23 protein-coding genes are annotated in these 26,103 nt (G+C 71.9%); 14 read left to right on the top strand and 9 right to left on the bottom strand.

From position 1 onward, the window contains the following. Nucleotides 1-31: 31 nt before the first annotated feature. Both ACFV9J_RS01625 and ACFV9J_RS01620 read left to right on the top strand, forming a co-directional pair. A complete protein-coding gene (locus ACFV9J_RS01625; protein ID WP_385348226.1) occupies nucleotides 32-910 on the top strand; it encodes a helix-turn-helix domain-containing protein in 879 nt (292 codons plus the stop codon). Between the two features lie 17 nt (nucleotides 911-927). After that, nucleotides 928-1,824 carry a hypothetical protein gene (locus ACFV9J_RS01620; protein WP_385348224.1) on the top strand — a complete coding sequence of 299 codons (897 nt, stop codon included), beginning with the start codon at nucleotides 928-930 and terminating at the stop codon, nucleotides 1,822-1,824. A 12-nt stretch (nucleotides 1,825-1,836) separates the two neighbouring features. Here ACFV9J_RS01620 and ACFV9J_RS01615 read toward each other — a convergent pair whose 3' ends face one another. Continuing rightward, nucleotides 1,837-2,229 (bottom strand): VOC family protein, encoded by a 393-nt coding sequence (locus ACFV9J_RS01615; RefSeq protein WP_385348221.1) that lies wholly within the window; start codon nucleotides 2,227-2,229, stop codon nucleotides 1,837-1,839. A gap of 75 nt (nucleotides 2,230-2,304) precedes the next feature. Between ACFV9J_RS01615 and ACFV9J_RS01610 the strand changes: the two genes are divergently transcribed. From ACFV9J_RS01610 to ACFV9J_RS01600, 3 genes are all read left to right on the top strand, one after another. Next, nucleotides 2,305-3,270, top strand: coding sequence for a helix-turn-helix transcriptional regulator (locus ACFV9J_RS01610; protein ID WP_385348217.1), 966 nt, complete (start codon nucleotides 2,305-2,307; stop codon nucleotides 3,268-3,270). 64 nt (nucleotides 3,271-3,334) lie between these two features. Beyond that, nucleotides 3,335-4,282: a LysR substrate-binding domain-containing protein gene (locus ACFV9J_RS01605; RefSeq protein WP_385348214.1), complete on the top strand. Its 948-nt coding sequence runs from the start codon at nucleotides 3,335-3,337 to the stop codon at nucleotides 4,280-4,282. A 92-nt stretch (nucleotides 4,283-4,374) separates the two neighbouring features. Next, nucleotides 4,375-5,745, top strand: a complete 1,371-nt coding sequence (locus ACFV9J_RS01600; RefSeq protein WP_385348211.1) for an alpha-lytic protease prodomain-containing protein — start codon at nucleotides 4,375-4,377, stop codon at nucleotides 5,743-5,745. Between the two features lie 96 nt (nucleotides 5,746-5,841). On the opposite strand, the gene ACFV9J_RS01595 is transcribed toward ACFV9J_RS01600, so the two are convergent. The 3 genes from ACFV9J_RS01595 to ACFV9J_RS01585 form a co-directional block, all read right to left on the bottom strand. After that, nucleotides 5,842-6,981 (bottom strand): hypothetical protein, encoded by a 1,140-nt coding sequence (locus ACFV9J_RS01595; protein ID WP_385348208.1) that lies wholly within the window; start codon nucleotides 6,979-6,981, stop codon nucleotides 5,842-5,844. 165 nt (nucleotides 6,982-7,146) lie between these two features. Next, nucleotides 7,147-7,779, bottom strand: a complete 633-nt coding sequence (locus tag ACFV9J_RS01590; RefSeq protein WP_385348865.1) for a response regulator — start codon at nucleotides 7,777-7,779, stop codon at nucleotides 7,147-7,149. Next, entirely contained in the window at nucleotides 7,779-9,074 is a 1,296-nt protein-coding gene (locus ACFV9J_RS01585) for a sensor histidine kinase (RefSeq protein ID WP_385348206.1), read from the bottom strand. Before ACFV9J_RS01585 ends, ACFV9J_RS01590 begins: the two co-directional genes overlap by 1 nt. A gap of 210 nt (nucleotides 9,075-9,284) precedes the next feature. On the opposite strand from ACFV9J_RS01585, the gene ACFV9J_RS01580 reads away from it, so the two are divergent. Both ACFV9J_RS01580 and ACFV9J_RS01575 read left to right on the top strand, forming a co-directional pair. Further along, on the top strand, nucleotides 9,285-10,025 hold the full coding sequence (locus tag ACFV9J_RS01580) for an ABC transporter ATP-binding protein (protein ID WP_385348203.1): 741 nt from the start codon (nucleotides 9,285-9,287) through the stop codon (nucleotides 10,023-10,025). Then, nucleotides 10,019-12,499: an ABC transporter permease gene (locus ACFV9J_RS01575; RefSeq protein ID WP_385348200.1), complete on the top strand. Its 2,481-nt coding sequence runs from the start codon at nucleotides 10,019-10,021 to the stop codon at nucleotides 12,497-12,499. Before ACFV9J_RS01580 ends, ACFV9J_RS01575 begins: the two co-directional genes overlap by 7 nt. Nucleotides 12,500-12,608: 109 nt before the next feature. Here ACFV9J_RS01575 and tuf read toward each other — a convergent pair whose 3' ends face one another. The 5 genes from tuf to ACFV9J_RS01550 all read right to left on the bottom strand — a co-directional run bounded on the left by tuf (nucleotide 12,609) and on the right by ACFV9J_RS01550 (nucleotide 18,304). Next, nucleotides 12,609-13,802 carry an elongation factor Tu gene (gene tuf, locus ACFV9J_RS01570; protein WP_385348197.1) on the bottom strand — a complete coding sequence of 398 codons (1,194 nt, stop codon included), beginning with the start codon at nucleotides 13,800-13,802 and terminating at the stop codon, nucleotides 12,609-12,611. A 173-nt stretch (nucleotides 13,803-13,975) separates the two neighbouring features. Next, the gene (gene fusA, locus ACFV9J_RS01565; protein WP_385348194.1) at nucleotides 13,976-16,102 is read right to left on the bottom strand and encodes an elongation factor G; all 2,127 of its coding nucleotides are present in this window, start codon (nucleotides 16,100-16,102) and stop codon (nucleotides 13,976-13,978) included. 39 nt (nucleotides 16,103-16,141) lie between these two features. After that, nucleotides 16,142-16,612 carry a 30S ribosomal protein S7 gene (gene rpsG / locus ACFV9J_RS01560; protein ID WP_003974303.1) on the bottom strand — a complete coding sequence of 157 codons (471 nt, stop codon included), beginning with the start codon at nucleotides 16,610-16,612 and terminating at the stop codon, nucleotides 16,142-16,144. Nucleotides 16,613-16,614: 2 nt separating this feature from the next. After that, nucleotides 16,615-16,986, bottom strand: a complete 372-nt coding sequence (gene rpsL / locus ACFV9J_RS01555) for a 30S ribosomal protein S12 (protein ID WP_003948652.1) — start codon at nucleotides 16,984-16,986, stop codon at nucleotides 16,615-16,617. Between the two features lie 325 nt (nucleotides 16,987-17,311). Continuing rightward, a complete protein-coding gene (locus tag ACFV9J_RS01550; RefSeq protein ID WP_385348189.1) occupies nucleotides 17,312-18,304 on the bottom strand; it encodes a glycosyltransferase family 2 protein in 993 nt (330 codons plus the stop codon). A 100-nt stretch (nucleotides 18,305-18,404) separates the two neighbouring features. On the opposite strand from ACFV9J_RS01550, the gene ACFV9J_RS01545 reads away from it, so the two are divergent. The 7 genes from ACFV9J_RS01545 (at nucleotide 18,405) to ACFV9J_RS01515 (ending at nucleotide 26,101) form a co-directional block, all read left to right on the top strand. Further along, a complete protein-coding gene (locus tag ACFV9J_RS01545) occupies nucleotides 18,405-19,700 on the top strand; it encodes a hypothetical protein (RefSeq protein WP_385348186.1) in 1,296 nt (431 codons plus the stop codon). Between the two features lie 124 nt (nucleotides 19,701-19,824). Then, nucleotides 19,825-20,541, top strand: coding sequence for a Crp/Fnr family transcriptional regulator (locus tag ACFV9J_RS01540; protein ID WP_385348183.1), 717 nt, complete (start codon nucleotides 19,825-19,827; stop codon nucleotides 20,539-20,541). A 124-nt stretch (nucleotides 20,542-20,665) separates the two neighbouring features. Continuing rightward, a complete protein-coding gene (locus ACFV9J_RS01535) occupies nucleotides 20,666-21,409 on the top strand; it encodes a hypothetical protein (RefSeq protein WP_385348180.1) in 744 nt (247 codons plus the stop codon). Continuing rightward, nucleotides 21,406-23,532: a hypothetical protein gene (locus tag ACFV9J_RS01530; RefSeq protein ID WP_385348177.1), complete on the top strand. Its 2,127-nt coding sequence runs from the start codon at nucleotides 21,406-21,408 to the stop codon at nucleotides 23,530-23,532. Before ACFV9J_RS01535 ends, ACFV9J_RS01530 begins: the two co-directional genes overlap by 4 nt. A 20-nt stretch (nucleotides 23,533-23,552) precedes the next feature. Next, the gene (locus ACFV9J_RS01525) at nucleotides 23,553-24,539 is read left to right on the top strand and encodes a hypothetical protein (RefSeq protein WP_385348174.1); all 987 of its coding nucleotides are present in this window, start codon (nucleotides 23,553-23,555) and stop codon (nucleotides 24,537-24,539) included. Next, nucleotides 24,536-25,054 (top strand): Pycsar system effector family protein, encoded by a 519-nt coding sequence (locus ACFV9J_RS01520; RefSeq protein WP_385348171.1) that lies wholly within the window; start codon nucleotides 24,536-24,538, stop codon nucleotides 25,052-25,054. The genes ACFV9J_RS01525 and ACFV9J_RS01520 overlap by 4 nt, the downstream gene beginning before the upstream one ends. A gap of 45 nt (nucleotides 25,055-25,099) precedes the next feature. Then, entirely contained in the window at nucleotides 25,100-26,101 is a 1,002-nt protein-coding gene (locus ACFV9J_RS01515) for a M48 family metalloprotease (RefSeq protein WP_385348168.1), read from the top strand. Nucleotides 26,102-26,103: the final 2 nt, after the last annotated feature.

The raw sequence follows: 26,103 nt of genomic DNA, 5'->3' as shown, positions 1-26,103 counted from the left end.
CCTAACCACCAAGGAAGAAGAGAGCTTCCCGATGGATACCGAAAACACTAGCGCGCCCCCGCGCGCCCAGTCAGCCCCCGCCGACAATCCGACTCGTACGCGTCGCCACGGCGGCGGCATCACCCACGACAACACCCGCCACACCACCCGCTTCGTGGTGATCGGCAACCACCTGGTCCAGCACAAGGAGCTGTCGCTCCTCGCGATCGGCCTCAGCTGCCACCTCCAGTCGCTGCCCACCGGCGCGGGCGCCGACATCAAGTCGCTCGCCGCCCGCTTCCCGGAGGGCCCGACCCGGATCGCCGCCGCCCTGCGCGAGCTGGAGGCCCACGGCTACCTGCGCCGCGAACGCCACCGCACGGAAACCGGCCGGATCGTCACCCGCACGGTCTCCTGCAACCAGCCCCACGCGGGCCGCCGCCGCGAACCGGTCGACACGGGATGCCCGCCCGCGAAGCGAACGCCTCCGCCGCAGCGCCGTACGGTCCAGAAGGCGCTGCCCGCCGTACCGCAGCCGAGCAGCACCGCCCCCGCCCTCCTCCAGACGGCCATAGACCTCCTCCTCACCCTGCGCCGCCACGACCCCCGGCTGCTGCTCTCCGCGACGGACACGGCTCACCTGGTGCCAGGGGTCGCGGCCTGGCTGGAGCGCGACGTCGCCCCCGGCGCCGTACGGCACGCCCTGACCACCGGCCTCCCGGACGAGCCCCTGCGCCGCCCGGCCGCCCTCCTGGCCCACCGCCTCACCGACCGGCTGCCACCACCGCCGCCATTCCGCACGCAGTCGGCCGTCGTACCACCACCGCGCCACGCCCTCCGGAACTGCGAGGGCTGCGACCGCGGCTTCCGGGCCCCCGAGTCCGAATCCCATTGCCGCGGCTGCCGCGCGGCAGTCGCCTCCCTTCCCTGAACCCAGCAAGGAACTCCATGGTCAGCCCGCCGCACGAGGCGATGCACCGCGTCTTCCAGCACGACCCCGGACTGTTCAGTCGCGTCTCACGTTTCCTCGGCGTCGACTTCCCGAAGCCCATCGGGGCGACGGCGCTGCCGACCGACCTCACCGAGGCCAGCCCCGTCGAACGCCGCGTGGACACGCTCCTGCGCTTCGAGACCGCAGAACAGGGGCCCTTCCTGCTGGCCGTCGAGGCTCAGGGCAAGAAGGACCCGGACAAGCCCGCGAGCTGGGCGTACTACGTCTCGTACCTGTGGACGAAGTACCGGCTGCCAGCAGCGCTCCTGGTCGTCTGCCAGGACCACGCCACGGCCAAATGGGCTCAGCAACCGGTAGCCAGCGGACCGGCTCAGCTGCCTACCCTCACCCTGCGTCCCTTGGTCGTCGGGCCCCACAACATGCCGGTGATCACCGATCCGGACAAGGCCCGTGCCGACCTGGTCCTGGCCAGCCTGGCGGCCATCACACACGCCGCGGAACCGGTCGTCAATGCGATACTGAAGGCCCTGTCCACCGCGTTGAGGGACGCGCCCGAAGACATTGCCGCCCCCATCGTCGAATTCACCGCACATGGGCTGGGCAATCGCCCGGCCAGGCACCTCTGGAGGAATCTGGTGGCCGTGGACCTCTCCTTCTACAAGTCGTACATCTCCGAAGAGATCCGCGACGAAGGCCGCGAGCAAGGCCGCGAACAGGGCCGCGCCCAGCAGGGCGCCCAGGATGTGCTGCTGGTCCTGGAACAGCGTGGACTCGACGTCTCCGACGAGGTCCGTACGCGCATCACGGAGTGCGGCGACCCCGAGGTCCTCCGTCACTGGCTCGCACGGGCCGTCACCGCGGCGTCGGCCGAGGCCGTCTTCGAGAGCGAGTAACCCTTCCCCGGCTCACGCCACCGTAGACACGCAGAACGGATGCCCCGCCGGGTCCAGCAGGACCCGCCAGCGGTCCGGGGACGGCTGGAAGTCGGGCTTGGTGGCGCCCAGGGCGAGCAGGCGGGCCTCCCCCGTGTCCAGGTCGTCGACGCCGACGTCGATGTGGGCCTGCTTCTCCTGGTCGGTGCCCGGCCAGGTGGGCCGGCGGTAGTCGGGGAGGCGGCTGAAGCCGAGGCCGGGTGCGCCGTCCTTGCCGCCGAGGAGGTAGAAGTCGTCGGTGTGGAAGGCCACGGGGAGGTCGAGGGCCTCGCCCCAGAAGCGGGCCAGCGCGGCGGGGTCGGAGCAGTCGAAGGTGACGGCCGAGTAGCGGAAGGTCGGTGCCGAGGCGTTCTGCGTTGTCGTCATGGAGGAGACCGTAGGACGTGACCAGGACAGGTTCGGTCCTGGTCGTGTCGGTGGATCGTGGCAGACTTCCGCACCGTGCTCAGTACTTCCGCCCGGCTGCTGCGGCTGGTCTCCCTGCTCGCCGTCCGTCCCGCCTGGACCTGCGGTGAGCTGGCCGAGCGGATGGAGGTCACGGAGCGGACGGTGCGGCGGGACGTCGCGCGGCTGCGGGAGCTGGGGTACGCCGTCGACTCCGACCCGGGACCGTGGGGCGGGTACCGGCTGCGGCCGGGGACGCGTACGCCGCCGTTGATCCTGGACGACGAGGAGGCCCTCGCCGTGGCCGTCGGGCTGCGGGAGGCCGCGCTGAGCGGGGCGCTCGGCGGGGACCAGGCGGCGTTGTCGGCGCTGCTGAAGCTGCGGCAGGTGCTGCCCAAGCGGCTGGGCGACCGGCTCGGGGACATGGACGCGGCGTTCGTGCAGACCCCGCGGGCCGGTGAGTCGCAGGTCGCGGCGGGGATGCTGCTGGAGCTGGCGGCCGCGTGCCGGCGGGGCGAGCGGGCCCGGATGGCGTACCGGGACTGGGAAGGGCGGGCCAGTGTCCGGGACGTGGACCCGTACCGGCTCGTGCACACCGGGCGGCGCTGGTACTTCGTGGCCCGGGATGTCGCGCGGGGCGAGTGGCGGACGTTCCGGGCGGACCGGGTCGAGCGGGTGCAGCCGACCGGCCGGGCCGTCGAGTTCACCGAACCGCTGCCCGATGCGGCGCTGCTCGTGTCCCGCGCGAGCGCGACCGGGCCGTACGCGGTGCTGGCCACCGTCCGCCTGCCGGTGCCCATGGAGCAGGCGCTGCGGTCCATTCCCGCCACGGTCGGGCTGCACCGGGCCGACGGGCCGGACGCCACGGTCGTCGAGATCGGCGGATCGAGCGCGGCGGGGCTGGCCCGGTATCTGTTCAGCCTCGCCACGCCGTTGCGTGTCCTGACGCCGGACTCCGTACGGGAGGAGCTGCTGCGCCGGGCCCGGGAGCTGCTCGCCGCGAACGAGGAAGCAAGTACTTGAAGTTTCCTCCACAGGTCCGTACCAACCTCTTGCCCCCGCCCTCCCCGCGTCGCAAGCTCCCCTCATGGAGCTGGAGTTGCGGCATCTCAAGACGGTCCGGGCCATCGCCGACGCCGGCAGCCTCACCAGGGCGGCGACGGCTCTCGGTCTCGCACAGCCCGCGTTGAGCGCACAGCTCAAGCGGATCGAACGGGCCCTGGGCGGCGCGCTGTTCGTGCGCGGCCGGCACGGCGTGCGGGCCACCGCGCTGGGCGAGCTGGTGCTGGAGCGGAGCCGGATCGTGCTCCCGGCGGTGACCGAGCTGCAGCAGGAGGCGGCCCGGTTCGCCCGGGCGCCGCGCACGGCGGAGCGGCTGCGGATCGGCGGCACCCACGGGCCCTTACTGGGCGCCCTGCTCGACCGGCTGGCCGGTGTGGCGCCGGACGCCCGGATGACGACCTGCACCTCCTGGTCCGAGCGGGAGCTGGCCGGGCAGCTCGCCGAGGGGCGGCTGGACTTCGCGCTGGCCGGGACCTGCGGCACCGCCGCGCCGCCCCCCGGCGAGGGTCTGGTGTGGCGGGAGGTCGCCGTCGACCCGGTGTTCGTCATGATGACCGACGGCCACCCGCTGGCCCACCGCGCGGAGGTGGACCTGACCGCGCTGGCCGACGAGGAGTGGGCGTGCGTACCCGGCGACGGCTGCTTCGGCGACTGCTTCACCGCGTCGTGCGCCCGGGCCGGTTTCACCCCGCGCCGCATGTACGAGACGGACACCGCGTCCCTCGTGCACCTGGTGCAGGTGGGGCGGGCGGTCGGGCTGTGCCGGGCGACCTTCCCGACCACCCCCGGAATCGTGACCCGGCCCCTGGCCGACACCCCGCTGACCTGGCGGCACCTGCTCGGCTGGCACGCGGCGACGCAGCGGCAGGACACCGCCGCCGCGGTGCTCTCGCAGGCGCGCATGGCGCACGCGAGCGTGGCGGCGAACAGCGACAGCTACACGGAGTGGATGTCGGCCCACCGCGTTCCATAACACCGGGGAGAGGGACGACTGACCTCTTATGGCGGCCGGTCGCCCCTCCCTACGGTTTCGGCACCTCCCCACCGAGACCGAGGAGATCCCCCATGCCCCACCGACACCGACACCACAGAGCCATGGGTGCCGCCGTCGCCGCGACCGCGGCCCTGCTCGTGGCCGGGCTCAGCGGCTCCGCGAGCGCCGGGACGGCACCCGCCGGCTCCGCCCCCACCGCGGCCGAGACGCTGCGCACCGACGCCGCGCCGCCCGCTCTCCTCAAGGCCATGCAGCGGGACCTCGGCCTCGACCGCCGGCAGGCGGAGCGCCGCCTCGTCAACGAGGCCGAGGCGGGCGCCACGGCGGGCCGGCTGCGGGCCGCGCTCGGCGGGGACTTCGCGGGCGCGTGGGTGCGCGGTGCCGAGTCCGGCACCCTGACCGTGGCGACGACCGACGCGGGCGACGTCGCCGCGATCGAGGCGCGGGGCGCCGAGGCGAAGGTCGTGCGCCACTCGCTCGCCGACCTGGACGCGGCCAAGGCCCGCCTGGACAAGGCGGCGGCCGGTGTGAACACCGCCGACGCGCCCGTCTGGTACGTCGACACGCGCACCAACACCGTCGTCGTCGAGGCGATCCGCCCGGCCGCGGCGCGTTCGCTGCTGACGGCCGCCGGTGTCGACGGGTCCCTCGCCCGCGTGAAGGACCGCACCGAGCGGCCCCGCACCTTCTACGACCTGCGCGGCGGCGAGGCGTACTACATCAACAACAGCAGCCGCTGCTCGATCGGCTTCCCGATCACCAAGGGCACCCAGCAGGGCTTCGCCACCGCGGGCCACTGCGGCCGGGCCGGCTCCAGCACCACGGGCGCCAACCGGGTGGCCCAGGGCACCTTCCAGGGCTCGATCTTCCCGGGCCGCGACATGGCGTGGGTGGCCACCAACTCCCAGTGGACGGCGACCCCGTACGTGCTCGGCGCCGGTGGGCAGAACGTCCAGGTCACCGGTTCCACGGTGTCTCCGGTCGGTGCCTCCGTGTGCCGGTCCGGCTCGACGACCGGCTGGCACTGCGGCACCGTCACGCAGCACAACACCAGCGTCACCTACCCGGAGGGCACCATCTCCCCGGTCACCAAGACCACGGTGTGCGCGGAGCCCGGTGACTCCGGCGGCTCCTACATCTCCGGCAGCCAGGCGCAGGGCGTCACCTCGGGCGGTTCGGGCGACTGCCGCTCCGGCGGCGAGACCTTCTTCCAGCCGATCAACGCGCTGCTCCAGAACTACGGGCTCACGCTCAAGACCACCGGCGGCGACGACGGCGGCGAGGAGCCCGGCGAGCCCGGCGGCACCTGGGCGGCCGGCACCGTGTACCAGGCGGGCGACACCGTGACGTACGGCGGCGCCACCTACCGCTGCCTCCAGGGCCACCAGGCCCAGCCGGGCTGGACGCCGGCGAACGTTCCGGCGCTGTGGCAGCGAGTGTGACACCCCACTGACCCCCACAGGGGACAACGGGGGACGGGTCCGGGCGTGCGTGAGGGAGAGCGCCCGGGCCCGGTCACGTCCGCGTCCGTGTCCGCGTCAGGTACGGGTGACCTGGCCGCAGCCTCCCGGACCGGAGCCGGTCAGGGGGCGGCTCCGGTCGTAGGGGTCGGTCAGCGGGCCGGTGGGCCGCGCGCCGCCCGGACCGTCGTCGTCGGGGAAGCCGGGGTGCAGGTAGCCGTCGTAGACGTCGCAGTCGGTGTTGCCGTACTCGGAGAAGTACTTCTCCACCAGGAGCTTGCCCTCGGTCACGTTCCACTTCGCCGGGTCGTTCAGGGTCAGGGTGAGGACGCGGCGGATGATCGTGCGGGCGACCGGCCCGTCGGCGTCGTCGGCCCGGACCAGCGGGTAGACGAAGGTGTAGTCCGCGTTGACCTTCACCACGCCCGGTTCGCCCGCGGCGAGCGTCATGCGGCCGCGGACCTTCACGACGTCGCCGACCAGGCGGGTCTCGTCCGGGTCGAAGCGGGTGAAGAGCCGGAGCGGGTCGTGGTCCGCGTCCGGGTCGCTCAGCGAGCGGCGCAGCTTGGGCAGCAGCTCCGGCTGCTTCGGGTCGAGCACGTCCAGCGCCTCGTCCGGCCGTTCCCCGCGCAGTACGGCGGGGTCCAGATTGGCGGCGACCAGCAGCTCCTTGGTGCGGCGCAGCGCGAACGCCACGTCGTCCTTGCTCATGCCGGACAGCGGCTTCGCCGCCGGTACCTCGATGGCGTCGGCGCCCTCGGCCCACCGCTCGGCGGGCGAGCCGCGGAACGGGTGCTCGCGCGTGGCGCGCTCCGCCCCGGCCGCCTCCCCGGGGGCGCCGGTCGGCCGCGCCGACTCGGCCGACAGGGTCGGCGACGCGGAGGCGTCGTCCCCGCCGAGCAGCCGGTCCAGGACCAGGGACGGCCGTACGGCGACGACGGCGAGCGCCGCCAGCACCACCACGCCGACCACCGTGCCCACCAGGCGCCGGCGTTCGCGGCCGTCGCCCTTCGGGTTGCCCTGCGGGGCCCGCCAGGGCGTCGGCTCCGCCTCCCCGCGCAACCGCCGGGCCACCATCCGCGCCCGCGCCGACGGCTCCTTGGGCGCGGAGCCACCACCGCCGTCGGCGGCCTCCCGCAGGAACGCCTCCAACTGCTCGTCGGAGATCGAGGGGGCCGGTTCGTCGTCGGAACGGTCGGGGGGCGGGACGGAATTCACGGGCTCACTTTCCTGGTAGCGGTGCCGAGTGGGTACGGGCCGGGACCACCGCCGGGGCGGGCCCCCGGCGATCAATCGTGCCGCCGTGTGGAGGTGAAGTGCCGTCCCGTGCAGGATTCGTGACCAAATCCGTACACCTACGTCCGCATGCGACGCGGAACCGCGTCAGCCCCGCAGATACGTCAGCACCGCCAGCACCCTGCGGTGTGTCTCGGTCGCCGGGGGCAGGTCGAGCTTGGCGAGGATGCTGCCGATGTGCTTGCCCACGGCCGCCTCGGAGACGACGAGTTGACGGGCGATGGCCGCGTTGGACCGGCCCTCAGCGATCAGGGCGAGCACCTCCCGCTCGCGCGGGCTGAGCCGCTCCAGCGGGTCCCGGCGGCGGCGCAGCAACTGGCGTACCACCTCCGGGTCGACGACCGTGCCGCCCGCCGCGACCTCGGCCAGCGCGTCGACGAACTCCTCGACCTGGCCGACGCGGTCCTTGAGCAGATAGCCGACGCCGGTGCCGTCGCCGGAGTCCAGCAGCTCGGCCGCGTAGGCCCGTTGCACGTACTGGCTGAGGACCAGCACGGGCAGGGTGGGCCGCTCCTCGCGCAGGCGCACGGCCGCGTGCAGGCCCTCGTCCTGGAAGCCGGGCGGCATGCGCACGTCGGTGACGACGACGTCCGGGACGTGCTCCGTGACCGCTGCGACGAGTGCCTCCGCGTCGCCGACCGCCGCCACGACCTGGTGGCCGAAGCGGGCCAGCAGGCCGGTCAGGCCGTCCCGCAGCAGCACGCTGTCCTCGGCGAGCACTACCCGGAGCGTTCGGTCCACTCGCAAGGAATCTCCACGCTCAGCAGGGTCGGTCCGCCCGGCGGGCTGGACAGGGAGAGTCTGCCATCCAGGACCGACACCCGGTCGGCGAGTCCGGTCAGCCCGCTGCCCGCCGCGACGTCGGCCCCGCCCCGGCCGTCGTCCCGGACGCGCAGGAGGAGCCGTCCGTCGCGGTGGCCGCCGGTCACCTCCGCGCGGTCGGCGCCGCTGTGCCTGCCGACGTTGGCGAGGGCCTCGCGGACCACGAAGTAGGCGGCGGCCTCCACCGCCCGGGGCAGCCGTCCGGGCAGTTCCAGGGCGACGTCGACGGGGACGGCGGAGCGGTCGGCGGCGTCGGCGACCGCCGCGGGCAAGCCGTAGTCGGCGAGGACCTTGGGGTGGATGCCGTGGATCAGCTCGCGCAGTTCCTCCAGGGCCCGGCCCGCCTCCCCGTGCGCCTTGGCCAGCTGGTCGGCCAGCGGACCGGGCGGCGCGTCCAGGCGGGCCAGGCCGAGGGCCATCGTCAGGGCGACCAGGCGCTGCTGGGCACCGTCGTGCAGGTCGCGTTCGATGCGGCGCCGCTCGGCCTCGAAGGCGTCCACCAACCGGGCCCGGGAGCGGGTGAGTTCGACGACCCTGGCCTCCGGATCGCCCTCGCCCGGGGCGCCCACGAGCACCCGGGCCAGCTCGGCCCGCACGCCCGCCGCCAGGCCCAGCGCGTAGCCGCCCAGGGCGAGGAGCAGCAGCCCGAGCGCGGCGACGCCGGACGCGGCCGGCCAGGTGGCGACCGTCCACTGCTTGAGGACCTTCGCCTCCTCTCCCCCGCCGGCCGTGGCCATCACCAGCGGGGTGGCGGCGAGATGGAGGGGTGCCGCCAGGGCGAGGGCGACGGCCAGGGCGTCCAGTGGCCAGAGCAGCAGGGCGAACAGCAGCGCGTGGCCCAGCTCCCGCCAGGTCGCCCGCTCGCGCAGCCGGGTGATCAGCCAGGGCCACGGCCCGGTGGCGGGCGGCTGCCGTACCGGCCGGGCGGGGGCGGGAGCGCGGTCGATCAGGCGCAGCCGCCGCCGCTCCAGACGGGCCAGGGGGATCCCGGCGAGGGCGGTGAGCACCAGCAGCGGCAGCCCCACCAGCACCACGGTGAGGACACCCCCGACGACGAGGGCGACCGCGAGCCCCACCAGGGTCGCGGCGCCGGCCACCGCCCCGGTCACCAGGTAGGCGGTCGCCCGCCACGGCCAGGCGGAGAGCAGATAGCGGCGGGCGGACAGGGCCTGCCACAGGTCGCGAGAGCGCATGCGGCTCACCGTAGGACCGCCACGGGCGGCGCGGCCATCGGCCCAGGCGGAGCAACGGGGGTAGGGCAGGCCATACCTCCGCTCTAGCCCCTGCCGCACTGCGCCGGTGCCGCCCCGCACGGTTTCGTTGGCGCACCGGGCACCCCATCGACCAGCTCGAACAGCTCGAAACAGCTCGAAACAGCTCGAAACAGCGGGAAGTGGAGACTGATGACCAGCGACGACGCGATCCGACTGAGTTCCGTCAGCAGACGGTACGGCGCGGGCGACGGCACCGTGACCGCCCTCGACGACGTGTCCCTCTCCTTCCGCCGCGGCAGCTTCACCGCCGTCATGGGCCCCTCGGGCTCGGGCAAGTCGACACTGCTCCAGTGCGCCGCCGGACTGGACCGGCCCACGTCGGGATCGGTCGTCGTCGGCGGCACGGAGCTGACGGGGCTGAGCCGGCGGCGGCTGACCCTGCTGCGCCGGGAACGCGTCGGCTTCGTCTTCCAGGCGTTCAACCTGCTGCCGTCGCTGACCGCCGCGCAGAACGTGGCGCTCCCTCTGCGGCTGGCCGGACGCCGCCCGCCGCGGGACCGGGTGCGCGAGGCGCTGCGCCAGGTCGGTCTGGCCGACCGCGCCCGGCACCGGCCCGCCGAGCTGTCCGGCGGCCAGCAGCAACGCGTCGCCCTGGCCCGCGCGCTGATCACCCGCCCGGAGGTGCTGTTCGCCGACGAGCCGACGGGGGCGCTGGACTCGCGCGCCGGCCGGGAGGTGCTGGCCCTGCTGCGCGCCATGGCCGACGGCGAGGGCCGGACGGTGGTCATGGTCACCCACGATCCGGTGGCCGCCTCCTACGGCGACCGCGTGCTGTTCCTCGTCGACGGCCGGGTGCACGGCGAGCTGTCGGCCCCGAGCGCCGACACCGTCGCCGCCCACCTGACCCGCCTGGAGACGGCCCCGTGCTGACCACCGCCCTGTACACCCTGCGCACCCGTTGGGTCGCCTTCACCGGCAGCTTCGTCGCGCTGTCGCTCGGTGTCGCCCTGCTGGCCGTGTCGGGGCTGGCACTGGCCTCCACGCTGGACGCGCCCGACCGGAAACCGGAGCGGTTCGCCGCCGCGCCCGTCGTGGTCCGGGGCCAGGACACCCTGCGGGTGCCGACGCCCTCCGGGGACCTCACGAAGGAGCTGGCGCGGCCGCGCCCCGTGCCGGCGGCGCTCGTGGCCCGGCTGAAGGGCCTCGGCACCGTCGTCGAGGACCGGTCCTTCCCGGTGCGTGTACGGGGCGGCGGGCACGGCCCCGGCGACCTGGTGGGCCACCCGTGGTCGACCGCCGCGTTCGCCCCGTACCGCATCGACGCCGGCCGCGCGCCCCGCACCGCCGACGAGGTCGTCGTCACCGGCGGCCGGGCCGGGCCGGGCGAGCGGCTGCGCACGGACCGGGGCACGCTGCGGGTGGTGGGGACCGTGCCCCGCCTCGGTTTCGAGGACGCCGTCTTCTTCACCGACGCGCGGGCCGCCGCCCTCGCCCCGGTCAGCGTGCAGCTGGCCGTCGACGCCCAGGCGTCCGCCGTACGGCGCGCGGTGCGGGACGCCGTACGGGACTCGGTGCCGGGCAGCGCGGGCGTCCGGGTGCTCACCGGGGACGACCGGCGGTACGCGGACGCCGGTCCCGACCGGGAGCGCGAGGCGGTGACCGCCCTGAACGCCCTGTTCGGCACGGCCGGTGGCGTCACCGCGTTCGTGTCGGTGTTCGTCGTGGCGTCCACGTTCGCCTTCGCGGTGGCTCAGCGGCGCCGGGAGTTCGGGCTGCTGCGCACGGCCGGGGCGACGCCGGGGCAGCTGCGCCGGACGGTGCTGGCCGAGGCCCTCGGGGTCGGTGTGCTCGCCTCCGCGACCGGCTGCGTGCTCGGCGCGTACGCCGCGCCGCGGCTGGCGGACCGGGTGGTCGAGGAGGGGCTGGCACCGGCCTGGTTCGCCATCGGCGACCACACCTGGCCGTACCACGCGGCCTTCTGGACGGGGCTCGTCGTCGCCCTGTGCGGCGCCACGGCGGCGGCGTGGCGGGCGGGGCGCACCGGTCCCGTTGAGGCGCTGCGCGAGGCCGCCGTCGACACCGGGACGATGACCCGGGGCCGGTGGGTGTGCGGGGCGGGGCTGCTGCTGACCGCGCTGGTCACGCTCGTACTCGCCCTGGTGGGCGACCCCGGCGACCTGCTGCACCGCAAGACGTATGTGAGCCGCCCGATGCCGCTGATCGCCGCGGCCGCGCTGCTCGCACCGGTCGTGGTGCGCCCGACGGCTCGCCTGCTCACCTGGCTGCCGTCCCGGCTGCCGGGCGCCACGGGCCTGCTGGCCCGGGAGAACACGGTGGCCGGTGTCCGCCGTACCGCGGCCGTCGCGGCGCCGGTGCTGGTCACGGTCGCGCTCGCGGGCTCCCTGCTCGGCGCCGTCGCGACCCTGGACGAGGCGAAGGCCGCCGAGGTCCGGGAGCGCACCGCCGCCGCCTTCGTGGTCACGGCCCCGTCCGGTGCGGGCCTCGACGCGGCGACCGTGGACCGCCTGCGCGCGGTGCCGGGGACGGAGATCTCCCCGACCTCGTCGAGCGCGGTGTACGTCCTTGAGGACGGTGCGGCCCTCATCAGGTCCGACGCGCGTGCCGTCGCCGCCCCCGAGGCCCTCACGGCCACGACCCGCCTCCCGCTCGCCGCGGGGAAGGTGTCCGACCTCGACGACCACTCGATCGTCGTGAACGAGGAGTGGGAGGAGCACACGGTCGGCCGGCGGGTACGGGTCCGGCTCGGGGACGGCACGCCGAAGACCCTGCGCATCGCCGCCGTGATGCACACCGGCACCGGTGACAACGGCGTCTACGTCACCGCGGCCAACGCCGCCGGTGCCCCGGTCGACCGGGTGGACGTCGCCCTCGCCGACGGCGCCGACGCCGACCCGGTGGCCGCCGGGCTGCGCGGGGCGGTGGCGCCGGTGGGCGGACGGGTGTCGAGCGGGGACGAGTGGGCCGCGGCCGCCGCTCCCGGTTCCCGGGGCGCGACGCGGGCCGGTCTCTTCCTGGTCCTGGGCATCGCCCTGCTCTACACGGGGATCTCCGTGGTCAACACGATGCTGATGGCGACGTCCGACCGGGTCCGCGACCTGGCGGTCCTGCGCCTCGCCGGCGCCACCGACGGGCAGGTGCTGCGGCTGCTCGCCGTGGAGTCCCTGACGGTCGCCGCCGTGGGCACCCTGCTGGGTCTGCTGGTGACCGGCCTCAACCTGGCGGGCATGGGGGCGGCCCTGCACCTGCTCGCGGTACCCGCCGCACCGGTGATCCCGTGGGCGGCCGTCGCCACCACCGCGGGCCTCTGCGCGGCGCTGGCCGTGGCGGCCTCGCTCGGGTCCGCCGCCCTGGCGGCCCGCCGCCGCCCGGTCGTCCGCGCGTGACACGCCCGCGGCCACCAGCACGACGAAGGGGCCCGTACGACCGAAGTCGTACGGGCCCCTTCAGGCATCAGCCCATGTCAGGTCGGGTCGACCGACAAGCAAGCGGAGCTTACTTGTTGATCTTGGTGACCTGGCCGGCGCCCACGGTCCGGCCACCCTCGCGGATGGCGAACTTCAGGCCCTCTTCCATGGCGACGGGCTGGATGAGCTCCACCTTCATCTCGGTGTTGTCACCCGGCATGACCATCTCGGTGCCCTCGGGGAGGGTCACGACGCCGGTCACGTCCGTCGTACGGAAGTAGAACTGCGGACGGTAGTTGTTGAAGAAGGGGGTGTGACGGCCACCCTCGTCCTTCGACAGGATGTAGGCCTGGGCCTCGAACTCGGTGTGCGGGGTGACCGAGCCCGGCTTGATGATGACCTGGCCGCGCTCGACGTCCTCGCGCTTGATGCCGCGGAGCAGCAGACCGACGTTCTCACCGGCCTGGCCCTCGTCGAGCAGCTTGCGGAACATCTCGATACCGGTGACCGTGGTGGTGGTCTTCTCGGTCTTGATGCCGATGATGTCGACGGTCTCGTTGACCTTGAGGATGCCGCGCTCGATACGACCGGTGACGACGGTGCCACGACCGGTGATCGTGAAGACGTCCTCGATCGGCATCAGGAACGGCTTGTCGACGTCGCGCTCGGGCTCCGGGATGGCCTCGTCCACGGCCTTCATGAGCTCGAGGACCGAGTTGCCCCACTCCTTGTCGCCCTCGAGGGCCTTCAGAGCGGAGACCTTGACGACCGGAACGTCGTCGCCCGGGAACTCGTACTCGGAGAGCAGCTCACGCACCTCGAGCTCGACGAGCTCCAGGATCTCCTCGTCGTCCACCATGTCGGCCTTGTTCAGGGCGACGACGATGTACGGAACGCCGACCTGGCGGGCCAGGAGCACGTGCTCCTTGGTCTGCGGCATCGGGCCGTCGGTGGCGGCGACCACGAGGATGGCGCCGTCCATCTGCGCGGCACCCGTGATCATGTTCTTGATGTAGTCCGCGTGACCGGGGCAGTCGACGTGGGCGTAGTGACGCGCCTCGGTCTGGTACTCGACGTGCGCGATCGAGATGGTGATACCGCGCTGGCGCTCTTCGGGAGCCTTGTCGATCTGGTCGAACGCCGACGCCTCGTTGATGTCCGGGTACGCGTCGTGCAGCACCTTGGTAATGGCGGCCGTGAGGGTCGTCTTACCGTGGTCGATGTGACCGATGGTGCCGATGTTGACGTGCGGCTTAGTCCGCTCGAACTTCGCCTTCGCCACTGGGGTCCTCCTGTGGAGTGGTTCTGTACGCCTTACTCATCGGCGCCAGGTGATCTTTGCTGGAAAGCCCGGGTGCCGGGGGCATTCCGCCGGGTTCGCGGCGGAATGCCCCATGCAGGCTCCGGGGTCAAGCCTAAAGCGTGTTCACGGGGTCCGTTGAACGGAGTAGCCCGTTACTCGCCCTTGGCCTTCGCGATGATCTCCTCGGCGACGTTCCGGGGAACCTCGGCGTAGGAGTCGAACTGCATCGAGTAGCTTGCGCGACCCGACGTCTTGCTGCGGAGGTCTCCGACGTAGCCGAACATCTCCGACAGCGGCACGAGGCCCTTCACGACGCGGGCACCCATCCGCTCCTCCATGGCCTGGATCTGGCCACGGCGGGAGTTGATGTCGCCGATGACGTCGCCCATGTAGTCCTCGGGCGTGGTGACCTCGACGGCCATCATCGGCTCGAGCAGCACGGGCGAAGCCTTGCGCGCGGCCTCCTTGAAGGCCTGCGAACCGGCGATCTTGAAGGCGAGCTCGGAGGAGTCGACCTCGTGGTAGCCACCGTCGATGAGCGTGACGCGGACGCCCGTCATCTCGTAGCCGGCCAGGATGCCGAACTGCATGGCCTCCTGCGCACCGGCGTCCACCGAAGGGATGTACTCCTTCGGGATGCGGCCACCGGTGACCTTGTTCACGAACTCGTACGAGGCGTCGCCGCCCTCGATCGGCTCGATCGCGATCTGCACCTTGGCGAACTGACCGGTACCACCGGTCTGCTTCTTGTGGGTGTAGTCCACGCGCTCGACGGTCTTGCGGATCGTCTCACGGTAGGCGACCTGGGGCTTGCCGACGTTGGCCTCGACCTTGAACTCACGGCGCATGCGGTCGACCAGCACCTCGAGGTGCAGCTCGCCCATACCACCGATGATGGTCTGGCCGGTCTCCTCGTTGGTGTGGACCTGGAAGGAGGGGTCCTCCTCGGCCAGGCGCTGGATCGCGACGCCGAGCTTCTCCTGGTCGCCCTTCGACTTGGGCTCGATGGCGACCTGGATGACCGGGGCCGGGAAGTCCATGGACTCCAGGATGACCGGGCTCTTGTCGTCGGACAGCGTCTCACCGGTGGTGGTCTGCTTCAGGCCCATGACGGCGACGATGTCACCGGCGCCCACCGACTCGATCTCCTCACGCTTGTTGGCGTGCATGCGGTAGATCTTGCCGATGCGCTCCTTGCGGCCCTTGACGGAGTTCAGCACCGCGGTGCCGGACACCAGGCGGCCGGAGTACACCCGGACGAAGGTGAGCTTGCCGAGGTGCGGGTCGCTCATGATCTTGAACGCGAGGGCGGAGAGGGGCTCCTCCTCCGACGGCTTGCGCTTGACGACGACCTCGGGGTCCTTGACGTCGTGGCCCTCGATGGCCTCGACGTCGAGCGGGGTCGGCAGGTAGCGCACGACCGCGTCGAGCAGGGGCTGGACGCCCTTGTTCTTGAACGCGGTGCCGCAGAACACCGGGGTGACCGTGGTGTCCTCGGACTTGCCGGAGGCGATGGTGATGCGACGGATCGCGGCGTACAGCTGCTCCTCGGTGGGCTCCTGGCCCTCCAGGAACAGCTCCATGACCTCTTCGTCGTTCTCCGCGACGGCCTCGACCAGCTTGCCGCGCCACTCCTCGGCGGCCTCGGTGTGCGTGGCCGGGATGTCGACGGTGTCGTACATCTCGCCCTTGGCCGCGTCGGCGGACCACACGAGCGCCTTCATGCGGACCAGGTCCACGACGCCCTGGAAGTCGGCCTCGGCACCGATCGGGAGCTGCATGACCAGCGGCTGGGCGCCCAGGCGGTCCGAGATCATGTCCACGCAGCGGTGGAACTCGGCGCCGGTGCGGTCCAGCTTGTTCACGAAGCAGATGCGGGGCACGCCGTAACGGTCGGCCTGACGCCACACCGTCTCGGACTGCGGCTCGACACCGGCGACACCGTCGAACACGGTCACGGCACCGTCGAGCACCCGCAGGGAACGCTCCACCTCGACGGTGAAGTCGACGTGTCCCGGGGTGTCGATGATGTTGATCGTGTAGTCGTTGTCCTCGAGCGGCCAGTGACAGGTGGTCGCAGCAGACGTGATCGTGATGCCACGCTCCTGCTCCTGCTCCATCCAGTCCATCGTGGCGGCGCCGTCGTGGACCTCACCGATCTTGTACGAGACGCCGGTGTAGAACAGGATCCGCTCGGTGGTGGTCGTCTTGCCCGCGTCGATGTGGGCCATGATCCCGATGTTGCGGACCTTGGCCAGGTCAAGTGAAGTGGTAGCCATAAGGCTTCAGTCTTCTCTCGGTCTCGATGTGGGTAGCGACTACCAGCGGTAGTGCGCGAAGGCCTTGTTGGACTCGGCCATCTTGTGCGTGTCCTCGCGCTTCTTCACAGCGGCACCCAGGCCGTTGGAGGCGTCGAGGAGCTCGTTGAGCAGACGCTCGGTCATGGTCTTCTCGCGACGGGCGCGGGAGTAACCGACCAGCCAGCGCAGGGCGAGCGTGTTCGCACGGCCCGGCTTGACCTCGATCGGGACCTGGTAGGTCGCGCCACCGACACGGCGGGACTTGACCTCGAGGGTCGGCTTGATGTTCTCGAGAGCGCGCTTGAGCGTGATGACCGGGTCGTTGCCGGTCTTCTCGCGCAGGCCCTCCATGGCGCCGTAGACGATGCGCTCGGCGGTGGAGCGCTTGCCGTTCAGCAGCACCTTGTTGATCAGGGAGGTCACCAGAGGAGAACCGTAGACCGGGTCGATGATGACCGGGCGCTTCGGGGCGGGGCCCTTACGAGGCATTCTTACTTCTCCTTCTTGGCGCCGTAGCGGCTGCGGGCCTGCTTGCGGTTCTTCACACCCTGGGTGTCAAGCGAACCGCGGATGATCTTGTAGCGAACACCCGGCAGGTCCTTCACACGGCCGCCGCGCACGAGCACGATGGAGTGCTCCTGCAGGTTGTGCCCCTCACCCGGAATGTAAGCGGTGACCTCGATCCCACTGGTCAGACGCACACGCGCGACCTTACGCAGGGCCGAGTTCGGCTTCTTCGGGGTGGTCGTGAACACACGCGTGCAGACGCCACGACGCTGGGGCGAACCCTCGAGTGCGGGCGTCTTGTTCTTCTCGACCTTGTCCTGCCGGCCCTTCCGGACCAGCTGCTGGATCGTAGGCACTACTTCTCCGGTTTCTGTGTGCCGAATGGTGAAGCTAACCTGGAACGTCACCGACCCACGCGGTCGGGTGTGTCGAAGCCGCGAACTCCGGCCGCGAGGCGGAAGGAGACGCGAAATGCGGTGGCCACGCACGGCCCCGGTGCGGCTGTAGACACGCACGAGGGCCAGGGCACACCCCAGGCACAAGGTCTGAGCGTACCTAGCGCATTCGCTGCGGTCAAAACAAATGGGCGACACCGGCGCCACCGCCCGGTTCACCCCGCTTTGCCCTGATCGACAGAAGACGATCGGCAGAAGACGATCGGCAGAAGACTCGGAAGCCTCCTCAGGCCCGCGGCAGCGGGACGCGCGGCTCGTCGCCCGCCGCCGTGTCGTGGCGGACGAAATAGGTCGGCCGGTTCTGCACCGCCGTGTATATGCGCCCGACATACTCGCCGAGCAGGCCGACACAGACCAGCTGTACGGCGCCGATGAAGACGATGCCGGTGAACAGCGAGGTCCAGCCGGGCACCGTGCGGCCCAGGGCGAACGCGGTCAGCGTGTAGACCAGCAGCCCCAGGCAGACCACGAAGGCGCCGGCGCCCAGCCAGGTGGCGATGCGCAGCGGGGCCGCGGAGAAGCCGGTGACGCTGTCCACCGCCAGCCGGATCATCCGGCCCAGCGGGTACTTCGTGCGGCCCGCCGTGCGCGGCGCGCGCTCGTACGTCACCTGCCCGCTCGGGAAGCCCAGCCAGGGCACCAGCAGCCGGTACACCCGCTGCTGGTCGGGCAGGGCCTTGAGGGCGTCCACCGCGGCCCGGCTGAGCAGCCGGAAGTCGCCCGCCTGGGCGGGGACCGAGGGGCCGGCCAGGCGCCGCATGAGCCGGTAGTAGAAGCCCGCCGTCCACCGCTTGAACCCCGAGTCGCTGCTGCGGTCCGCGCGCACGCCGTAGACAATGTCGAGGCCCTCCGCGCGGGCCAGCGCCAGCATGTCGGGGATCTTCTCCGGCGGGTCCTGGAGGTCGGCGTCCAGGCTGACCACGTAGGCGCCGTGGGCCCGGTCAAGGCCCGCCGTGAGGGCCGCCTGATGGCCGGAGTTGCGCCGCAGCGCGACCACGCGCAGTTCCGGCCAGCCCAGCCGGAAGGCCTCCAGCAGCTCCGCCGTGCGGTCGCCGCTGCCGTCGTCGACGGCGACGACCTCGTGGGGGACGCCCAGCTCCGTGAGGACCGGACGGAGCCTGGTGACCAGCGCGGGCAGGACGTCTTCCTCGTTGAACATCGGAATGACGACCGACAGCACGACCGGTGGATGCTGCTCCGCGTCCCGTCCCTCGGGCACCGCGCCTCCCTCCTCATGACCTTGAGTACAGATGTGCGACTCTTGTGCGATCTTATGGCAGCAATGGACGGTTGAGGGTGGCCCGAGGGGGATGACAGCCATGGACACGGCTGCCGACGACACGGCGACCGGCGGGCCGGACGGCACCGGCGAACGGCCCGCCGGCGGCGAGGGGGCGGCACGCTCCTGGCGGAGCCGGCTCCCCGCCCTCCCGCCCGGGGCCCGGCCCTACCTGGCCCCGCTGGCGCTCTACGGCGTCACGAAACTCGTCGGCCTCGGGATCTTCGCCACCCTCCTCACCCACGCCGGGGACTTCCGGGGGAAGAACCCGCGCTTCGGCGGCGGCGCCCACTGGTGGGACGTGCTGGCCACCTGGGACGGCTGGTGGTACCTCCAGGTCGCCGAGCACGGCTACAGCCCCTCCCTGGTCCGGCTCGACTCGGACGGCCTGTTCACGGTCCAGCAGAACTCGGTCGCCTTCTTCCCGCTCTACCCGGCCCTGATCCGCATGGTCTCGGAGACCACGGGCCTCGGCCTGTACGGCTCCGGAATCCTGGTCTCCGTCGTCACCTCCTTCATCGCCGCGGCCGGCATCTACGCCGTGATCTCGCTGCTCGCGGGAGCGCGGGCGGGCACCGTCGCCGCCGGACTGTGGGCGGTGGCGCCGGGCGCGGGCGTCGAGTGGGCGGTGTACTCCGAGTCCCTGTTCGTCGCCATCGCCGCCTGGACCTGCTACGCCGTGATGAAGGGCCGCTGGGTGACGGCGGGCCTGCTCGCCTTCACGGCCGGCCTGAACCGCCCCACGTCCGCCGTCCTCATCGGCGCGGTGGGCCTGGCCGCCCTGGTCACGCTGGCCCGCCCCGCCTCCCGGCGCGAGCACGGCGTACGCGGCCCCGTGTACGCGATGCTCGTCGCACCGCTCGGCCTGCTCTCCTACATCGCCTGGGTCGGCTGGAGCACCGGCGAGGCCACGGCCTACTTCACCCTCCAGCGCGAGGGCTGGGCCCACTTCTTCGACTACGGCGCCTACACCTGGGACGTGCTGCGCAACCTCGCGGTGGGCCGGGGCGACTACCCCTTCGCCTTCTCCACCCCGGACCTGCTCTCCCTCCAGCTGGTCCTGGCGCTGCCCTTCCTCATCGCCCTGATGCTGCGCAAGAGGCCCCCGCTGGTCCTGGTCGCCTACACCCTGGCGACGATCATCACGGTCCTGGGCACCCAGCAGATGTTCGGCAACACCATGCGCTACCTGCTCCCCGCCTTCCCCCTCCTCCTGGCCCCGGCCGCGGCCCTGAGCCGCCTGAAGCTCCCGACCCTGATCGTCTTCTTCACCACGGCCTCGATCGCCTCCGGCTGGTACGCCCACTACGTCATCTTCGAACTGGGCGTGCCGTAGGCGCCCGCCGGCCGGTCGTCGGCCACGGCGGCCGATTGTCGCCCGTTGCCCGTATGCCCAGGTGAAGTACGTTGGCTGGTTACGAGGGTGCGGCATCGGCACAGGCGAACGCGGGGGCGGCGGGATGACCGGCGGACGTACACACGCTTGGGATGACGACGGGTTCGACGACGGCGTGCCGTTCCTCGCGCGGCTGGAGAAGGACGACCGCGCAGCCCTGCTCCGTGCCGGACGGCCGCTGCGCTACCGGGCCCGCAGCGTCATCCTCCACCAGGACGAGCCCTCCTCCCATGTGCTCCTGCTGCTGCACGGCTGGACCAAGGTGACGGCGATCGCGGCGAACGGCTACGAAGCCCTCCTGGCCCTTCGAGGTCCAGGAGACATCGTGGGCGAGGGCGCAGCGCTCAGCGGGCGTCATCGTTCGGCGACCGTCACCGCGCTCGACGCCGTCGAAGCGGTCGTCATCGACGAGACCCGCTTCACCGCCTTCCTCACGGCTCACCCCGGAGCCGCCCTGCGGCTGCTGAGCCTGACCACCGACCGGCAGCGCTCGACCGACCGTCGGCGGCTGGAGTGGGCGGCCCTCACCGTACGTGAGCGCCTGGCAGTGCTCCTGCTGGAACTGGTTCGCACGCACGGAGCCCGCACCGACGAGGGTGTCGAGCTGACCATCGGCCTCAGCCAGCAGGAGTTCGCCGGATCGGTCGGCTCCTCGCGCGAGGCGGTTGCCCGGCTCCTCAGGGAACTGCGGGACCGGCATGTCGTGGTCACCCGACGCCGACGCATCGTCGTCCTGCGCCCCGACATCCTGCGTCGCATCATCGGGGGACAGCCCGCCTGACAGCCCGCCGGACAGGCTGTCTTCTGTGCACACGGTCACACTTGGTCCGTGTCATCGGCCCTCTGACACCTGTCGTCCGTCCGCCATCGTGCTGCTCAATCAGACGAGCACGAGAGGCAGAACCGTGACGGATCCCCTGTACCGCACCATCCTCCTTTTCGACATCGAGCAGTTCGGCTCCCGCGACGACGTGGAGCAGGCGTTCCTGCGCCGGCTCCTGTACGAGGTCGTCGACGCCACGCTCCTCGCCGCCGGCATCGACGAATCGGCTCGGCTGCGCGCGGACCGAGGTGACTCGGTGATGGAGCTCATCGACGTCCAGGCCTCGGTCCCGGCGCTCGTCAAGACCCTGCTCACCGAGGCTCCCGCCCTGTTGCACAGCAAGAACCGGCTGATCGCCAGCAGCGCCCGAATGCGGTTGCGCATGGTGCTGTCCGCCGGGTACGTCGCGATCGACGAACTCGACGGCTGGGTCGGCTCGGACCTCAATCACGCCGTGCGCCTCCTCAACTCCGACCCCCTGCGGGACGCCCTCAAGCAGCGCGACGACCACAGTGTGCTGTGCGTGTCCGACGGCATCTACACAGGAGTCGTCCGGCACGGCCCGCTCGGTGTACGTCCGGACGACTTCCGCCGGGTCACTGTGGAGACGAAGGAGGGGCCGACGGTGGCCTGGGTGCACGGATTGCCTGACGCGGCCGCCTCCCGGGCCGCCACTTCGGACTCCGCGCCGGTCCCGGACCCGGCGGTCTCCGGACCCGCGACCACCACCCACGTGCACGGCGACCAGTACGGCGTGAGCGGAGGCACGGTCCACGGCGACCAGCGGTTCGACTTCACCCGTCGTGGACGGGACGAGCGCCGATGAGCCAGGCGGAGGCGGCGGCCCCGGCCAAGCAGGCCGACGAGACCGCGCAGGACGGCGAGCGCAAAGAGCAGGAGGAGTCTGCCGAGGGCCAGGAACAACCGCGCCAGAAGGCATGGGCAGCACGCCGGGACCTGATCGCGCACGGACCCGAGTTCATCTCCACCCTGGTCGGCGGTGACCAGTTCGGGCAGTCGGGCGGCTCGCACTACGGCGACACGATCTTTCACATCGGCGGCGGCCGAGCCGAAGCGTCCGTTGCCACTCCCGGGCCCGTCCCCGGGGCAGAGGTGGAGAGACTGGCCGGCGCCTTCCAGGAAGCCGAGGACTTCGGCGAGGTCCTCACCCGACTGAAGGCGGAGCGGTTCCTCCTCCTGTCCGGCGGACGGGAGACGGGACGCAGAACTGCCGCGCTGATGCTGCTGCACCGGCTCGGCCTCGACCGATTCTTCGAGCTGGAGCCGCCCACAGCCTTCCCCGCACTCTCCGAGCAGTTGGACACCGGCGCGGGTCACGTCCTGTGCGATCTGACCGTCAGCCGGAACCGCCCTCTGCGGCAACCGCACCTCCTGGCCCTGCGCCGGGAACTGGAACGCCGTGGGGCCTACTTGGTGATCACAGTGGAGCCGTCGGCCGCACTGGGCGACATCTCCTCCGTACGCTGGGACCCCCCGTCCGCCGAGGACATACTGCACGCTCACGTCACCCCGGCAACCGGCGAGAGCGCCTGGCCACACCTACGTGAACGGGCGGCGGTCAAGGAGTTCCTCGCCCAGGAGCACCCGCCGCGCCAGATCGAGCGCTTCGCGAAGGAAGTCGTCGCCCTGCACCACGGGCAGACCGACGAACGGCGACTGGCCGCATACGGGGCGGCGGCCGTACGCGGCCAGGTCTCCCGCTGGCTCACGGAGGTCGAGCCCATCCTGCGGGAGAAGGCATTCCTCATCTCGCTCGCGGTCTTCGACAAAGCCCCGTACGCGGTGGCCGCGGAGGTCGGCGACGGCCTGTTCGTGCGGTTGCAGAAGATCGAGGACCCCTTCGCCGCTCCCCGTATCCCCGTCTTCGGCACCTCGCGCGAGGAACGACTGCGACTCGCCCGCGCCACGGGCTACGTGGATACGGAGGTCACCGAACACGGACCCGTCATCGGTACTTTCTTCGCCGAATTCCGCGACCGGCAGACATCCCCGCTGCTGCTGGAGGAGGTGTGGAACCGCCATCCCTCGGCCCGCCCGGCGGTCGCCGAGTGGCTGCGCAAACTCGCCGAGGACCGCCGCCCTCTGGTACGGACCAGGGCTGCCTCTGCCGCCGCCCAGCTCGCTCACTTCGACCTTTCGTCCGCGCTGGCGCATCTCATCGAACCGTGGGCAGATGCCCGTGATCCGCACTCCTGGCTGGCGGCGGCCAATGCCCTCACCATGGCTCAACTGCTGAAGGTCCCTACCATTTTGCGCATCCTCCACGAATGGTGCACCGGCGAGGTGGAAAGCCGCCGCTGGACCGCCATCCGCGCCTTCGGTTTGCTGGGCCCGGTACACCACGAGGAAGCCCTGGAAGCGCTCCTGGACGCGGCTCGCCGACAGCCGCCCGACGACAGCGACGCCGATACCGAGGACGACAAGCCGTCGGAGGCGACCAAGCAGTTCGCCGACGCCTTGGAGCTGCTGCTTCTCGCCGTGCGGGGCCCCGTGCTGGCCCAACTCGCCAGACAGCTCGACCCGGACCACGCCGACCGTACGGCCCGCCCATACGCGCTGCTCGCCTTCTTCCAGGCCTGCACCCAGTCGAAGGAGGAAGACAGGGGACGGCCCATCGTCCTCGACTGGTACGGGGAGGCCCTGGCCGCCGGAAACAGCACGGTCACCCGGCACCTCGCCCAGTTCTGGGACGCGCTCCTGGCCGACCGGACCCACACCGCGCCGGCCCTTGCCGTGCTGCGCGGCTGGGTACGCGCGGCCGACACCGACCCCGAGTCGGAACGGGCCCTCGTCCCGTTGCTGTACGAACTCGCCGAAACCCCCGTCAACCATCGGCGCATCACCCACCTGCTGCGTACGGTCCGCGACTCCGGTGGCGTCCCCTCTCCGGCCGCCGACCGCCTGCTGAACCACCTCTCCCCCGCCTGACCGCTCACGGAAGGCAGACCATGGAACACCCCCAGCAATCCGACGAGCTCGACTGGTTCCGGCAACCACCGCCGCCCACGGCCCCGGCCCGCACCTTCGAGGACCCGGTCCGCACGGTCTGGCAACTCTCCCGCTTCCACATCGGCCGCCGCCGCTTCATGGGACGCATCGACTACGCCCTGGTCTGCGTCACACGCACCGGGTTGTACGAGACCTTCCCGCCACCGGCCCGCCCCGCCTCCACACGGCGCTTTGTCGCCCTGTACGAGGTGGACACCGACCCCCATGCCTTCCAGCTGAGCGTGCTCCTGCCGAGCAAGGTCGACAGTTTCGAGTTCGAGGCCACCGCGGACATCACCTGGCGCGTCGTGGATGCCGAGCGGTTCGTCCGCAGCCAGGAGCGGGACGTGCCTGGACTCGTCACCCGCAGAGTGCTCCCCGTGCTTCGCGCGGCCAGTCGTGGTTACGCCATCGACGAGAGCGCGGCCGCCGAGCGGGCCGTGCAGCAGGCGGTGAACGACACCTCGTGGCTCGGTGAGGAGCTGGGTCTGCGCACGGCGTGCTCGGTCCGACTGCGCCGCGACGCGTCCGAACGGAACCACCAAGCGCGGCTGCGGACCGCCCGGCACGAGGCGGAGGCCGTGGAACCCGAGCACAAGGCGGCGGTTCTTCAGCAGACGTACGAGGTGAGTCGCACCGCGGAAAAGATCCGGTTCTACGAGCATCATCTGGAACGCGGTGGCATCGCCGCGCTCGCGCTGCACCTGGCGGTACACCCCGACGACACCCAGCTGGTCCTCGGACACCTCCGCGACGAGCAGGCCAAACTGGTCGAGACCCAGCTCCATCTGATCGACCGGGCGCTGGACAGCAGGCGGCTGGAGGACCACCAACTGGACGAGCCGCACCAGCTCATCGCGGATCGTATGACCGCCATCCTGGGGGCCACCTCCCCAGCGGTGAAGTCACCGCCCTACCCGGCGGCGCCGCCGGAGCCGGGCACGTGAGCCCGGCCGGCCCGTCGTCGGACGCCGTCCTGGTGGAAGCCGGCGCACACCTGCTCACCGACCTCCGAGCGGAGATAGCGCGGGCCGACGCCAAGGCAGCCGTCCTGGTGGCGGCGCTCGGTCTGTCGGCCGGCGTTCCCGCCGCGCTGCTGGCCAACTCCCGTTGGCGGCCGGCCCCGCTCCCGGCACCCGCTGCCGTGCTGTGGTGGGCCGGCACGGCCCTGCTGCTGACTGCTCTGCTGGCCGCCCTGCTCGCGGTCGTCCCCCGCTACCGCCCCAGCCGTTGGGCTCCCGGCCGGCCTCTCACCTACTTCGGCGACGTACGAAGAGCATCCAGGTCCGGCCGCCTTTCCGCCGCCCTGGCGGACACCGGACGCGACCCTGCTCACGGCATGCTGATCGCCCTTGCCGAGACGAGCGGCATCGCCGCCCGCAAGCACTTCTGGATCCGTGCGGGGCTGATCGCCTTCGGCTGCGCTGCGCTTCTGCTGCCCGCGTCCCTGCTTCTCACCTGAGCCGGCCTTCTGCCGCGCCGTCCACTCGTACCGGAAGGAAGCGCCATGCCCATCAGCTCCGAGCACGGCAACCCGGCCGAACCGGAACCGCCGCCCCCACACGACGAGGACCTACCGCCGCGTCCCGGCAGGATCGTCATCGCGGCACGTCAGCGTGGTGCCGACGGCACCGCTCTCGGCCATCTGGCGCTGCATCTCCCGCACGCCTGCGCGAGTCTGACCGTCGTCTGCGGGGCGGCCTACCTCATCGAGCCGCTGGGTGGACCACCCTGGTGGATCGTCTGCGGCATCTGGGTGCTGAGCGGCGGGTTCGTCTTCCACCGGCCTTTGGAGCGGATACTCGCCCGCCGCCTGTTCGGCCTGCGCCATCCGACCCCCGAAGAGGACCGCGTGCTGCGCCACGTATGGCGCGAAGTCACCGCACGTGCCGGGGTGAACTCGGCGGCATACCATCTTTGGGTCGAGGACAGTGACGGGGTCAACGCCATGGCCGCCGCCGGCCACATCATCGGAGTCACCCGACACTCACTCAGGCACCTGTCGGCCGCGCAGCTCGCAGGCGTCCTCGCACACGAGCTCGGCCACCACACCCGAGGTCACTCCTGGACCTCACTGCTCACCTTCTGGTACGCGCTGCCCGGCCGACTCACCTGGCGTCTGCTCCGGGCCCTCGCCTCCCGCGTCGACCGGCTTCCCGTGGGCACCGCGGCCGTGTTGACCGGGCTCGTGGGCGCCGCCACGGTCGCCCTCGCGACGGCCACGTACGGACTGGTCCTTCTGCCCTTCGTCACGCCCTACCTGGCGGCCGCCGTGTCCCGACGCGCCGAGCTGCGCGCAGACAAACACGCTGCGAACCTCGGCTTCGCGGCGCAGCTGATCACAGTGCTGTGCGAGGAACACGAGCGCGAAGAGGCCGCACGGGCCCACGCCGCGGCCCTAAACCTGCCGGCCGAGGACGAGGGAGTCGTCGCACGACTGCTGGACTCGCACCCCGACCTTCACACCCGGCTGCATCACCTGCGGGCCCACTTGGCGACCGGGCGCTGACA

This window comes from Streptomyces sp. NPDC059906 (assembly GCF_042730645.1).
Classification (GTDB): Bacteria; Actinomycetota; Actinomycetes; order Streptomycetales; family Streptomycetaceae; genus Streptomyces; species Streptomyces rubrogriseus.
The sequence above is the reverse complement of the archived record's forward strand: the minus strand, read 5'-3'. Positions and strand labels throughout refer to the sequence as shown.